A 12,740-nucleotide genomic window follows, 5' to 3' on the forward strand; every position below is an offset into this window, starting at 1 on the left:
GCTGGGCATCCCCTCCGGAGCTACGTTGTAGTTGCGATACGGACCCCAACTCACCCGACAGGAGCAGATCGTGCTCCGGGGAGGTGGCCTGCATGCCCGAGGCTCGGGAGTACGACGTCATCATCATCGGCACAGGTGCCGGCGGCGGCACGCTCGCCCACCGCCTGGCGCCCACCGGCAAGCGGATCCTCCTCCTCGAGCGCGGCGGCTACCTCCCACGTGAACGGGACAACTGGGACTCGACCGAGGTCTTCGTCAAAGGGAAGTACCGCGCACCGGAGTTCTGGTACGACAAGCACGGAGACCGGTTCCCGCCCGAGGTGAACTACTACGTCGGCGGAAACACCAAGTTCTACGGCGCCGCGCTCTTCCGCTTGCGCCCCGAGGACTTCGGCGAACTCCGCCACCATGACGGCATCTCTCCCCCCTGGCCGCTGAACTACGGCGACCTGGAGCCGTACTACACGCAGGCCGAGCACCTCTACCTCGTCCACGGCCGGCACGGCGAGGACCCCACCGAGGGGCCGGCCAGCGCCCAGTACGCCCATCCGCCCGTGGAACACGAGCCGCGCATCCAGCAGTTGAGCGACGATCTGGAGAAGCAGGGCCTGCACCCCTTCCACCTCCCGATCGGGGTGAACCTCCTCCAGGACGACCAGGGACGGGCGGCGCACGGGAGCGCCTGCATCCGCTGCGACCGAGTCGACGGCTTCCCCTGCCTGGTCGGGGCGAAGTCGGACGCCCAGGTCATCTGTGTGGACCCGGCCCTGGAGCACGCCAACGTCGAGATGATCACGCATGCCGACGTACGCCGGCTCGAGACGGACGCCACCGGGCGCAGCGTCACCTCGGTCGTCGCGGAACTGGGCGACGGCTCGACCGTCCGGTTCGCCGCCCACATCGTGGTGGTGGCCTGCGGGGCCGTCAACTCCGCCGTCCTGTTGCTGCGTTCGGCCGACGGCAGGCACCCTCAGGGCCTGGCCAACAGCTCGGACGTGGTCGGCCGGCACTACATGCGGCACAACAACCTGGCCCTGATGGCGGTGTCCCAGGAGCCGAACGGCACCAAGTTCCAGAAGACGCTGGCCCTGCACGACTGGTACCTGGGCAGCGACGACTGGGACTACCCCCTCGGCGGCATCCAGATGCTCGGCAAGTCGGACTCCGAGCAGATCCACGGCGAGGCACCGCGCTGGGCCGGTGCCGTGACCCCGGACATGCCCTTCGAGGTGCTCGCCCATCACGCGGTCGACTTCTGGCTGTGCGGTGAGGACCTGCCGGCGCCGGACAACCGCGTCACCCTCGACGGGGACGGCGGGATCCACCTCGCCCTCGACGAGAAGAACAACGTCGCCGGTCTGAAGCGGCTGCGGCACAAGCTGCAGGGCATGCTGGGCCACTTGGGCATGCACGAGCACCATCTGCTGTCGCACAGCATCTACCTGCACAAGGGCATGCCCATCGGCGCCACGGCGCACCAGGCCGGCACCGTCCGCTTCGGCCGCGACCCGCAGAGCTCCGCGCTCGACGTCAACTGCAAGGCCCACGACCTCGACAACCTCTACGTGGTCGACACGAGCTTCTTCCCGAGCATCGGAGCGGTCAACCCCTCGCTGACCGCCATCGCCAACGCCCTGCGCGTCGGAGACCACCTCGCGGAGCGACTGCAATGACCGGGACCCGGGCGGATCACCGCTGAGCCGTCCCGAGGAGGACAGACATGGACCGCTACCCGCCCATAGCCGACCACGGACTCGTGGGGGACCTGCAAACCGCGGCACTGGTGTCGTCCAGAGGAGTGATCGACTGGTTCGCGGCCCCGCGATTCGACTCCCCGAGCATCTTCGCGGCGCTGCTCGACCACGACAAGGGCGGTCACTTCCTGCTCGCGCCGGAACAGGACGAGGGAACGTGGAAGCAGCTCTACTACCCGGACACGGCGGTCGTGGTGACCCGCTTCATGTCCCCCGACGGGGTGGGCGAGACCGTCGACTACATGCCGGTCCACCGGGGCCTCACGGCGTCCGACCGGCACACCCTGGTGCGGGTGATCCGCGCCGTGCGCGGCACCGTGCGCTTCTCCCTCGAATGCCGCCCCCGCTTCGACTACGCGCGCACACCCCACCAACTCGACCTGGCGGACGGCCGGGCGACGTTCCGTGCACCCGGGGCGACCGCGTTCCTGCAGGCCACGTTTCCGCTCGAACGGGACGGCCAGGACGTCCGGGCCTCGGTCACGCTCACCGACGGCCAGGCGGAGGCGGCGGTGTTCACCACCGGCCGGGAGGGCAGCACGGCGCCGCCCCCGCCGGAGCGTGACCGGATCACCGAGGAGCTGTGGGAACAGGTCGACTACTGGCAGAAGTGGGTGCGCACGTCGCACTACCACGGCCGCTGGGCGGAGATGGTGTACCGCTCGGCCATCACGCTCAAGCTGCTCACGTACGCCCCTTCCGGCGCGCCGGTCGCCGCCGCCACGATGGGGCTTCCCGAGCAGGTCGGCGGCGAACGCAACTGGGACTACCGCTACACCTGGGTGCGCGACGGGTCCCTGTCGGTACGGGCCCTGCTCGACCTCGGCTTCGCGGAGGAGGCCGCCCGGTTCACCCACTGGCTCGGCAACCGCCTGCGCGCCCACGAGGGGCCGGACGGGGAGCCCCTGCAGATCATGTACCGGGTCGACGGTGACCCGCACCTGACCGAGGAGATCCTCGAACACTTCGAGGGCTACCGGGGTTCGTACCCCGTGCGGGCCGGAAACGCGGCCATGGACCAGTTGCAGCTCGACATCTACGGCGAGGCGCTGTACGCCCTGTCCGAGGGCCACGCGGTCGCCGTACAGGCCGACTACCGCGGCTGGAAGGCCCTCGCCCGGACCCTGGACTGGCTCGCCGACTCCTGGGACCGGCCCGACGAGGGCATCTGGGAGACCCGCGGCGGACGGCAGGACTTCACCTACAGCCGCGTGATGTGCTGGGCGGCCTTCGACCGCGGCCTGAAGGTCGCCTCCGAGTTCAGCCGGCCGGCCGACACCGCCCTGTGGACGAAGGCCCGTGACGACATCCTCGAACAGGTCATGGAACGCGGCTGGAGCGAGAAGGAGCAGTCCCTGGTCCAGCACTACGGCAGCCACGTCCTGGACGCCTCGCTGCTGCTGATCCCCCGGGTCGGATTCCTCGCGCCGCGGAGCGCGAGCTGGCTGTCCACCCTCGACGCCATGGACCGCGTTCTGGTGTCCGACAGCCTCGTCTACCGCTACGACCCCGCAGCCTCGCCCGACGGACTGCGCGGCTCGGAGGGGACGTTCAGCCTCTGCACGTTCCTCTACGTCGATGCCCTCGCCCGTGCCGGGCGGCTGCCGCAGGCCCGCTACACCTTCGAGAAGATGCACACGTACGCCAACCACATCGGGCTGTTCGCCGAGGAGATCGGCCCCAGCGGCGAGCAACTCGGCAACTTTCCCCAGGCCTTCACCCACCTGTCCCTCATCATGGCCGCGACCACGCTGAACGAGGCGCTCGACGCCATCCAGCGCTGAACCCGCCGCCGTCTGCGCCGGGCGCGGCGGCCTGGTCCCGGGCATCGGGCTGCTCTACCGTCGCCATCGGGCCCACCGCCCGGAGGCTCACCGGTCGACCCGATCAGGAGACACCCATGCGGATGCTGATCAACAGCCCCGAGACCGTCGTCGCCGATGCGCTGCGGGGGATGGCCGCCGCGCATCCCGAGCTGGACGTCGACGTGGAGCGGCGGGTCGTCGTACGGCGCGACGCGCGGGACGGGGGCAGGGTCGGTGTGGTCTCCGGGGGCGGGTCGGGGCACGAGCCGCTGCATGCCGGGTTCGTGGGGTACGGGATGCTGTCGGCCGCGTGTCCCGGGGAGGTGTTCACCTCGCCCGTGCCCGACCAGATGCTGCGGGCGGCCGCGGCCGTGGACTGCGGGCAGGGGGTGCTGTTCGTCGTCAAGAACTACACCGGTGACGTGCTGAACTTCGAGATGGCCGCCGAGCTCGCCGAGGAGGACGGCCTGCGGGTGGAGCGCGTCCTGGTGAACGACGACGTGGCCGTCACCGACAGCCTGTACACGGCGGGGCGGCGCGGCACCGGGGCGACGCTGTTCGTCGAGAAGATCGCCGGCGCGGCGGCCGAGGAGGGCGCCCCGCTGGAGCGGGTCGCGGCGCTCGCCCGGCAGGTGAACGCGTCCTCCCGCAGTTTCGGGGTGGCGCTCAGCGCGTGCACGACACCGGCGAAGGGCAGTCCGACGTTCGACCTGCCCGACGGGGAGCTCGAGTTGGGGATCGGCATCCACGGCGAGCCGGGCCGCGAGCGGCGGGCCGTGATGCCGGCGCGCGAGATCGCGGAGGTCGCGATGGGCGCCGTGCTGGAGGAGCTGGCGGAGGTCGGTCCGGCGGACGGCCCCGTCCTGGCGCTGGTCAACGGCATGGGGGCGACGCCGCTGCTGGAGCTGTACGGGTTCCACGCGGAGGTGGCCCGGGTGCTGGCGGAGCGCGGGGTGGCGGTGGCGCGGACGCTGGTCGGGAACTACGTCACCTCCCTGGACATGGCGGGATGTTCGGTGACGCTGTGCCGCGTGGACGAGGAGCTGCTGCGGCTGTGGGACGCGCCGGTCCGCACCGCGGCTCTGCGGTGGGGCTGCTGAGAAGCTGGGCGGACGAGGTGCGGACGAGGCAAGGAGACGGAAGTGCGTGACGTGGACTTCTTCCGGCGCTGGATGACGGCCGCCGGGGCCGCGGTGGAGCGCGAGGCGGACCGGCTGACCGAGCTCGACTCCCCCATCGGGGACGCCGACCACGGGAGCAATCTGCTGCGCGGCTTCACCGCGGTACGGGCGGCCCTGGAGGCGGACCCCGCCGCGACGCCGGGGGCGGTGCTGCAACTGGCGGGGCGGACGCTGATCTCGACGGTCGGCGGCGCGTCGGGCCCGCTGTACGGGACGCTGCTGCGGCGCACGGGCAAGGAACTCGGGGAGGCCGCCGAGGTCTCGGACGAGGAGGTGCGGAAGGCCCTGTACGCGGGAGTGGGCGCGGTGGCGCAGCTCGGCGGGGCGGCACCGGGCGACAAGACGATGCTGGACGCGCTGGTGCCGGGGGTGTCGGGGCTGAGCACCTCGTACCGGGCGGCGGCGGACGCTGCGGAGGGCGGCGCGCGGGCGACGGTGCCGATGCTGGCCCGCAAGGGGCGGGCCAGTTACCTGGGCGAGCGGAGCATCGGGCACCAGGACCCGGGGGCGACCTCGGCGGCCCTGCTGCTGACGGCTCTCGCGGACGCCGCCGACACGGGTGACGGGGCGGACGCCGCATGAGCGCGCCGGGGGCGGTCGGGATCGTACTGGTGTCGCACAGCGCGGTGGTCGCGGAGTCCGTGGCGGAACTGGCGCGGGGCCTGGCGGCGGGCGGGCCGGTCGTCCCGGTGGCGGCGGCGGGCGGCACCGCGGACGGCGGCCTGGGCACGAGCGCGGAGCGCGTCGTGGCGGCCGCGCACGAGGTGGACCGGGGCGCGGGGGTGGCGCTGCTGGCAGACCTGGGCAGCTCGGTGCTGACGGTGAAGGCGCTGCTGGTGGAGGACGAACTCCCGCCGGGGGCCCGGCTGCTGGACGCCCCGTTCCTGGAGGGCGCGGTGGCGGCGGTGGTCGCCGCCTCCGCGGGCGCCCCCCTGGACGCGGTGGCCGCGGCGGCAGAGGAGGCCTACACGTACCGCAAGGTCTGAGCCGGGGGCCCGGAACCGGGCCTGGGCGTCGGCCGGCCGGCCGGCGTGCCCGGCCCGGTCAGCGGCGGCGGAGGGATTCGATTTCGCGGCGGTCGCGCTTCGTGGGGCGGCCCGTGCCGCGGTCGCGGACGCCGACCACCTCGGCCTCGATGCGCGTCGGCGCCGGCGGACTGTTGTCGACGAAGCATTCCGCGGCCACCGGCGCACCGACCCGCTTCGTCACCGGCCGCTTGACGACGACGATGCGCTCGCGCCCCGCGTGGAACAGCCGCACCTCGTCCCCCGCCCGCACCACCTGCGCCGGCTTCGCGCGCTCACCGTTGACCCTCACATGGCCCGCCCGGCAGGCGGTCGCCGCGACCGAGCGGGTCTTCGTCAGGCGGACCGACCAGATCCAGGCGTCCACCCGGGCGGATCCCGTGGTTCCCGTGCCCGCGTCCGTCCCCGCGCCCGTTCCCGTTGCTTCATCAGCCATGCCAAAACTTTAGCCACCCGGCCCGCCTACGGCGGAATGCATTTTGGCGGATTCGCCGAGAGCCATGGCATCTGCCATGTGCATCTCCCCAAGGGAATTGCAAATGCGGGACAGGTGCCCCTACCTTGTCGCACATGCAGTCCTACACCATCGGACAGGCGGCGCGCCTGCTGGGCGTCAGCCCGGACACCGCCCGCCGCTGGGCCGACGCCGGCCGGGTCGCGACCCATCGCGACGACTCCGGCCGGCGACTGATCGACGGCCGCGACCTGGCCGCCTTCTCCGTGGAGGTGGGACAGGGCGCCCACACCGAGGACGAGGAGCCGTACACCTCGGCCCGCAACGCCTTCCCCGGCATCGTCACCGCCGTGAAGCTCGGAGACGTGGCCGCCCAGGTCGAGATCCAGGCAGGTCCCCACCGCCTGGTCTCCCTCCTGACCCGTGAGGCCGTCGAGGAGCTCGGATTGGAGGTCGGCATGCAGGCCACCGCCCGCGTGAAGTCCACCAGCGTGCACATCGACCGCACCTGACCGTCCAGCACCAGCACACGTCCCCACCCGCTCCGCCCGTCACCGGCGCGGGTCACCATCGCGCGGTCCCGGCACCCGGCCGGCCGCCGACCCGACCGAGGAGCACCAGCGCATGTCCCCGACCTTGAACCGCCGCAGTGCCGTTGCCGCCGCGCTGACCGCCGCCCTCCTCGTGCCCGCGCTGTCCGCCTGCGGCAGCAGCGACGAGAAGGCCGCCGACACCGGGGCTTCCGCCTCGGCCTCCGCCTCCGCAGAGCCCAAGGCGGCGAACCTCACCGTCCTCGCCGCGTCCTCCCTCACCGACGTCTTCAAGACCGCGGGTGCCGCGTACGAGAAGGCGCACCCGGGCACGAAGGTCACCTTCTCCTTCGCCGGCTCCCAGGAGCTCGCCGCCCAGGTGAAGCAGGGAGCCCCGGCCGACGCGCTGGTCACCGCCGACACCAAGACGATGGACGGCCTGAAGACCGAGACCGACGCCTCGTCGATCATCGCCAAGAACCGCCTGGTCATCGCGGCCGGCAAGGACAACCCGTTCAAGGTCGACGAGCTGAAGGACCTGGCCGACAGCAAGATCAAGGTCGTGCTCGCCGCGCCCGAGGTCCCGGTCGGCCGCTACAGCAAGCAGATCCTCGACGCCCAGAAGATCGAGGTGAAGCCGGTCTCCCAGGAGCCCAACGTGCGCGCCGTATTGAGCAAGGTCGAGCTCGGTGAGGCCGACGCCGGCCTCGTCTACAAGACCGACACCCTCAAGTCCGGTGACAAGGTCTCCGTCGTGGACATCCCGGACGCCGAGAACGCCGTGGCCTCCTACCCGGCCGCCACCCTCAAGGCGTCCAAGAACGCCGAGGCCGCCGCCGCGTTCGTGGCCTGGCTGAGCACCCCCGAGGCGCAGAAGATCCTCCAGGACGCGGGCTTCCAGAAGGCGTAACCGGCACCGCAGAAGCAGCCGCAGCCGCAGCCGCAGCCGCAGCCGCAATGATCGAAAGGGACTGCCTGGTCCGGGGGGACAGGCGGTCCCTTTCGGCGTATCGCCCGCCAGGCCCCCGTGCCCGTCCCCCCGTACGCTTCAGCCAGGAATCCACATGAGCAGACACCGCACCCGCACCCGGCCCCCCGTAACCCTGGCGCTCCCCGCGCTGCTCGCCGTCGCGTTCCTGCTGCTGCCCCTCATCGGCATCCTCACCCGCACCGAGTGGGGCGAACTCGGCGCCCACCTCACCAGCCCGGGTGTGGTCCAGGCACTGCGCCTCTCGCTCTTCGTCTCCCTGTGGGCGCTCGGTCTCTCGCTGCTCCTCGGCGTGCCGCTCGCCTGGCTGCTGGCCCGTGTCCCGTTCAAGGGCAAGGCCTTCGTCCGCTCGCTGGTGCTGCTCCCGATGGTGCTGCCGCCCACCGTCGGCGGTGTGGCGCTGCTGTTGGGCTTCGGCCGGCGCGGGCTGCTCGGGCCCTGGCTCGAGGGCACGTTCGGCATCACCCTGCCGTTCCACACGTCAGGCGCCGTCGTCGCGGCCACCTTCGTCGCCATGCCGTTCCTCGTGATCAGCCTGGAGGGTGCGCTCGACGGGCTCAAGCAGAGCTACGAGGAGACCGCCGCCTCCCTCGGCGCCTCGCCGGTGCGGGTGTTCTTCACCGTCACGCTGCCGATGGTGGCGCCCGGCCTGATCGCGGGCGCCGCGCTCACCTGGGCCCGTGCGCTCGGCGAATTCGGCGCGACGATCACCTTCGCCGGAAACCTGCCCGGCACCACCCAGACGCTGCCGCTCCAGGTCTACCTCCTGCTCCAGGACCAGCCGGAGGCCGCCACCTCCGTGTCCCTGTTGCTGCTCGTGATCGCCATGGCCGTACTGATCGCGCTGCGCGGCCGCTGGACCGGCACCCCGGTCGCCCGTACGCCCGCCGAAGCTCCGCAGCTCCAGGACGAGGCGGCGGCCGCCGCCCCCGAAGCCGAGCGGACGCCGCCGGCTCCGGTCCCGGCCGCCCTGCACGCCGAGGAGCCCGGCGCCCCCCACGACGACGGCCGCTGGCCCCTGCACGCCGTCGTCACCGGCTTCAACGAGCTCACCCTCGACGCCGACCCCGGTACCACCATCGCCGTCGTCGGCGAGAACGGCGCCGGCAAGACCACCCTGCTGCGCGCCCTCCTCGGCCTCACACCGCGCGCCCATGCCGAACTGCGGCTCGGTGACACCGATGTCACCGCGCTGCCCCCGCACAAGCGCCAGGTGGCCTGGGTCCCGCAGGACGGCGCGCTGTTCCCGCACCTGAGCGCGCTGGCCAACACCGCGTACGGGCTGCGCGCCCGCCGGGTGCCGCGCGCCGAGGCCCGCCGCGAGGCCCAGCAGTGGCTGGACCGGCTCGGCGTCGGCCACCTCGCCCACCGCAAGCCCGCCCAGCTGTCCGGCGGCCAGGCCCAGCGCGTCGCCCTGGCCCGTGCCCTGGCCACCCGGCCCCGCCTGCTGCTCCTCGACGAGCCGCTCGCCGCACTCGACCAGACCACCCGGGCCCGCGTCCGGCACACCCTGCGCACGCACCTGGCCGGCTTCGGCGGGGTCTGCCTCATCGTCACGCACGACCCCGTCGAGGCGGTGTCGCTGGCCGACCGGGTCCTCGTACTCGCCGACGGGCGCACCCTCCAGGACGCCCCGCCCTCGGAGGTCACCCGGCACCCGCGCTCCCCCTGGGTCGCCCGGATGCTCGGCCGCAACGCCTGGTCCGGCACGGCGTCGGCCGACGGGCTCGTCCTGCCCGCCCGGGGGCGGCTGGTGGTGGCGGAGCCGCTGCCCGAGGGGTCCCGGGCGCTGGCGATCATCGGCCCCGAGGCGGTGTCCGTGCACCGCGACCGCCCGGCGGGCAGTCCCCGCAACGTCTGGCAGGGCTCCGTACGGGAGATCACCGCGGTCGGGAGCCGACTGCGCGTGCTGGTCGGCTCGGCGGAGGCCCCCGACCTGGTGGCGGAGATCACCCCGGAGGCCGCGGCCGAACTGGGCCTGGTCGACGGCTCGAAGGTCTGGACGAGCGTGAAGGCGACCGAGGTCACGCTGGTGGAGCTCTAGGGGGCGTCTTGTCGATCAGGCCGGGCTCGCGGCGTCCGGCAACGCGCGCTCGCCGCGTTCTCGTCACTCGCCGACGTCCCCCAGCTACCGCTGGGAGGTGCCCCCACCGCGTCGACTCCCTCCTCGGCCTTGCGATCGCACGCACCGGACGCCGCTCCCTGATCCGGCCTGATCGGCAAGACACCCCCTAGGGGGTGTGGCGGACGGCGAGCCAGTCCCCCGGGGCGAAGGCGTCCACGCCCACCAGGGTGCGTCCGGTGCGCGGGGCCGTGACGGACAGCACGCCCTCGGAGCGGGCGGCCGCGAAGGCCGGGGCGCCGCGGGTGATCACGGCGGCGCGTTTGCCGGTCGTGCGGCGGAACTCGGCGAGCAGGTGCGCCGTCAAGGCCGTTTCCTTGCGGTCGACGGTGTCCGGCGCATACGCCTGTACGACGGCCACCGCGCCCGTGGCCGACTCCCGGGCGGCGGCCGCCAGAGCCTCGCGCAGGGCCCGCATCCGGTACAGACCGCCGCCCCCCAAGGTGGGCTTGGTGGTGTCGAGCGGCAGAAACCGTACGCCGCGGTGCACGAACTCCGGCCCGTCCGCGCCGGTCAGCACGAAGTCGGCAGCGGCGTCCTCGCCCCCGACGGCGAACCGCCAGGGCTGCGCCCGGACCCCGTCCTCGGTGGCCACGATCGGATCCCGCAGCACGGGCGCTGCGGCGGGCCCCGTGGGCGGGGTCCGGGCGCCGAGCGTGTCGAGGGCCAGCCGTCCGGGGCCCGTCCCCCCGACCGCCGAAAGCCGGGTCACGCTGAGCGGCGGCTCGGCGGTGGCCGGGAGCGGCAGGGTGAGCTCCCGCCAGCCGGTCCAGTCAACGACGGGCCCGCGCACCGTGACGGCGGCCCCGTCGGCGTCGGCCAGCTCCACCGCGGGCCGGGCCCCGGAGCCGTCGCCGCCCACCCAGAGCGTGAGCGAACGGGCGAGCTCCGGGACGGCGAGGGGCCGGGGCGGGGCGGCGCGCCCCTGGGCCGCGGCCCCGGGCAGGTCCAGGGCGAGCCCCGCACCGGAGTGCCCCTGGGCCGCGGAGGCGCCCGGTCCTGTCCAGTCGGCGACATCGGCCAGATCCGTGACCGGCAGGGTCACCAGCCCGACACCCAGGGCGATTTCGGCACTGAGGCCCGAGTCGGCGCCGAGCGCCCCGGCGTCGGCAGGCGCGCCCGCGCTGCCGCGTGCGGCCCCGCCCGGGCGGACCGTGGCGCGTAGGTGGCCCGTGGCCTGGGGGGCCAGGGCGGTGACGGTGAAGCCCCCGTGGCCGTCATCGGTGACGCGCCACCGCGAGCGGTCGAACTCCAAGGCCACGTCCCGGGGTTCCACGACGGCGGCTCGGCCCTGCGCGTCGTACCCGGTCAGCCGGAATCCCGTGCTCTCCCCCTGCGCCGCGAGCCCGATCCGGGCCCGGGTGGGCCGGATCCGGGTCAGCGGGCCGAGGACCTCGAGCGGGAGCGCGCCGTGCGCCGTAGTGCGCCGGGCGTGCGCCGTCGCACGGCCGGGGCGCACGGCGTGGAACACCCCGGCGGAGTCGACCGTGCCGGCCCCCTCGGCCGACCACACCGGCGCGCCCGGCGCCGGGCCCAGCAGCGCGTCGTACCCGGTGGCCTTGAGGGTCCGGGTGAGCCGGGGGAAGACCCGGGTGAGGTCCTCCGTGGTCCCGCCGACGGGTTCGACGCGGTAGCCGGCGGTCCGGCCGGAGCCCGCCGGGGCGGTGAGGACGAGTCCGTTGGGCACGGGCCGCAGCTTCCCGTCCGACGGGGAGTTCTCCAGCGCGAGCGCCGACGCCCCGCTCAGCCCGGCGAGCAGGGTGGAGGAGCCGCCGCCGTCGAGGTTCAGGGCCTCGTACGCACCGAGACGGTGCATCAGGCGGCCCAGCGCGGTCAGGGTGAGGCCGCCGCTGTCCCGCTGGCGGCCGTCCACGGTGAGGATCCGCAGCCGCCGGCCGTCGCGCGAGAACCCGACGGCCGTGCGCGGGGCGGCCGTGTTGTTCGATGCGCCGTCGTGGTTCTGCGGGACGCCGGCCACGACGAGGGCCTCGCGTCCGCCGACGGCCGCGACCGGGACCGGCCCCGAGTCCGGGACGGCCCGGGCGGCGACGGCCACGGCGTCCCCGGCCCGCAGCGCAGCGAGTTCGGCAGCGGCCGCACCACCGGCGGCGGTCAGCACGGTGGTGCCGGGTTCGGGGCGCTCCCGGCGGGCGGGGCTGCGTACCGGCGGGGCGGCCTCCGTGACCCGGCCCTCCCGGACCGTCACGGCGGCGTCCACGGCGGGCAGTTCCGCCCCCGGCCAGTCGGCGGTGTACGCGGCGAGGCCCTCGGCGGGCGGCCGGGCCGCGTTGTACCCGGCGAGCAGGCGCACCGCCCCGCCGGGCAGGGTGACGCTCCCGCCGAGCGCGATGCGCAGGACCCGCCCGATGCCGTCGGCGCCGAACCCGACGGCCGGGGCCGCGCCGGGGCCGGGGGTCGCGGAGTGCAGCAGCCGGCCGCCGCCCAGGCCGGGGCCGAGCGGCGCGCCCGTACCGCGGATGTCGAAGAAGTCGCCGTTCACGGCGGCGACCACGCGCCGCCCGGGCCCTGCCGGGTGGCGGGCGGCGGCCGCGGCGACGGTGGCCGGTCCGCGGCCGCCCAGGTACTCGGCGCGGACGCCGCCGCGCCCGCCGAGGTCGACGAGGAGCTCGTCGATCCGCAGCCAGCGGTCGGTCTCCAGCCGGTCGTACGACTCCAGGCGGATCCCGGGGGCGATCTGCCGGCCGGTACGGGCGGTCTCGAGGCCGTCGGCCTGCGCGGCGGCAGATGCCTCGGCGGGGCCGACCAGGGCTACGGCGAGCAGGACGGGCAGCAGCGGACGGAGGCTCAGCACCCAGGCAGGATCGGTCACTCGGCCCGCTCCGGGCGGGCACGACCGTTCGTGCCCCGCGGTTTCAGCCAT

The 12,740-nt window shown here is 74.0% G+C and carries 10 protein-coding genes; 8 read left to right on the forward strand and 2 right to left on the reverse strand.

Annotation, left to right across the window (positions count from 1 at the left end; genetic code table 11):
* The first annotated feature begins 92 nt into the window (after nt 1–92).
* The 5 genes from ACZ49B_RS32025 (at nt 93) to ACZ49B_RS32045 (ending at nt 5,726) form a co-directional block, all read left to right on the forward strand.
* Nucleotides 93–1,673 carry a GMC oxidoreductase gene (locus ACZ49B_RS32025; protein ID WP_468312717.1) on the forward strand — a complete coding sequence of 527 codons (1,581 nt, stop codon included), beginning with the start codon at nt 93–95 and terminating at the stop codon, nt 1,671–1,673.
* A gap of 47 nt (nt 1,674–1,720) precedes the next feature.
* Entirely contained in the window at nt 1,721–3,538 is a 1,818-nt protein-coding gene (locus ACZ49B_RS32030) for a glycoside hydrolase family 15 protein (protein ID WP_468312719.1), read from the forward strand.
* Between the two features lie 116 nt (nt 3,539–3,654).
* Nucleotides 3,655–4,659 carry a dihydroxyacetone kinase subunit DhaK gene (gene dhaK / locus ACZ49B_RS32035; protein WP_468312722.1) on the forward strand — a complete coding sequence of 335 codons (1,005 nt, stop codon included), beginning with the start codon at nt 3,655–3,657 and terminating at the stop codon, nt 4,657–4,659.
* 42 nt (nt 4,660–4,701) lie between these two features.
* On the forward strand, nt 4,702–5,322 hold the full coding sequence (gene dhaL, locus ACZ49B_RS32040) for a dihydroxyacetone kinase subunit DhaL (protein ID WP_468312725.1): 621 nt from the start codon (nt 4,702–4,704) through the stop codon (nt 5,320–5,322).
* Entirely contained in the window at nt 5,319–5,726 is a 408-nt protein-coding gene (locus ACZ49B_RS32045; protein WP_468312728.1) for a PTS-dependent dihydroxyacetone kinase phosphotransferase subunit DhaM, read from the forward strand. The genes dhaL and ACZ49B_RS32045 overlap by 4 nt, the downstream gene beginning before the upstream one ends.
* Nucleotides 5,727–5,784: 58 nt before the next feature.
* Here ACZ49B_RS32045 and ACZ49B_RS32050 read toward each other — a convergent pair whose 3' ends face one another.
* A complete protein-coding gene (locus ACZ49B_RS32050; protein WP_468312731.1) occupies nt 5,785–6,201 on the reverse strand; it encodes an RNA-binding S4 domain-containing protein in 417 nt (138 codons plus the stop codon).
* Between the two features lie 134 nt (nt 6,202–6,335).
* Between ACZ49B_RS32050 and ACZ49B_RS32055 the strand changes: the two genes are divergently transcribed.
* The 3 genes from ACZ49B_RS32055 (at nt 6,336) to ACZ49B_RS32065 (ending at nt 9,781) form a co-directional block, all read left to right on the forward strand.
* Entirely contained in the window at nt 6,336–6,731 is a 396-nt protein-coding gene (locus ACZ49B_RS32055; RefSeq protein WP_468312733.1) for a TOBE domain-containing protein, read from the forward strand.
* A gap of 112 nt (nt 6,732–6,843) precedes the next feature.
* Complete coding sequence (gene modA, locus ACZ49B_RS32060) at nt 6,844–7,659, forward strand: molybdate ABC transporter substrate-binding protein (RefSeq protein WP_468312735.1); 816 nt, start codon at nt 6,844–6,846, stop codon at nt 7,657–7,659.
* A 154-nt stretch (nt 7,660–7,813) separates the two neighbouring features.
* Nucleotides 7,814–9,781 (forward strand): ABC transporter permease, encoded by a 1,968-nt coding sequence (locus ACZ49B_RS32065; RefSeq protein WP_468312738.1) that lies wholly within the window; start codon nt 7,814–7,816, stop codon nt 9,779–9,781.
* 187 nt (nt 9,782–9,968) lie between these two features.
* On the opposite strand, the gene ACZ49B_RS32070 is transcribed toward ACZ49B_RS32065, so the two are convergent.
* Nucleotides 9,969–12,689: a phosphodiester glycosidase family protein gene (locus ACZ49B_RS32070; RefSeq protein WP_468312741.1), complete on the reverse strand. Its 2,721-nt coding sequence runs from the start codon at nt 12,687–12,689 to the stop codon at nt 9,969–9,971.
* Between the last annotated feature and the right edge of the window lie 51 nt (nt 12,690–12,740).

It is taken from the genome of Streptomyces sp. NPDC031132 (assembly GCF_055570595.1).

Excerpts from the sequence above, each read along its gene's own strand:
- ACZ49B_RS32025 (WP_468312717.1), top strand. The coding sequence starts at position 93 with ATGCCCGAGGCTCGGGAGTACGACGTCATCATCATCGGCACAGGTGCC.
- ACZ49B_RS32030 (WP_468312719.1), top strand. The coding sequence starts at position 1,721 with ATGGACCGCTACCCGCCCATAGCCGACCACGGACTCGTGGGGGACCTG.
- dhaK (WP_468312722.1), top strand. The coding sequence starts at position 3,655 with ATGCGGATGCTGATCAACAGCCCCGAGACCGTCGTCGCCGATGCGCTG.
- ACZ49B_RS32045 (WP_468312728.1), top strand. The coding sequence starts at position 5,319 with ATGAGCGCGCCGGGGGCGGTCGGGATCGTACTGGTGTCGCACAGCGCG.
- ACZ49B_RS32050 (WP_468312731.1), bottom strand. The coding sequence starts at position 6,201 with ATGGCTGATGAAGCAACGGGAACGGGCGCGGGGACGGACGCGGGCACG.
- ACZ49B_RS32055 (WP_468312733.1), top strand. The coding sequence starts at position 6,336 with ATGCAGTCCTACACCATCGGACAGGCGGCGCGCCTGCTGGGCGTCAGC.
- modA (WP_468312735.1), top strand. The coding sequence starts at position 6,844 with ATGTCCCCGACCTTGAACCGCCGCAGTGCCGTTGCCGCCGCGCTGACC.
- ACZ49B_RS32065 (WP_468312738.1), top strand. The coding sequence starts at position 7,814 with ATGAGCAGACACCGCACCCGCACCCGGCCCCCCGTAACCCTGGCGCTC.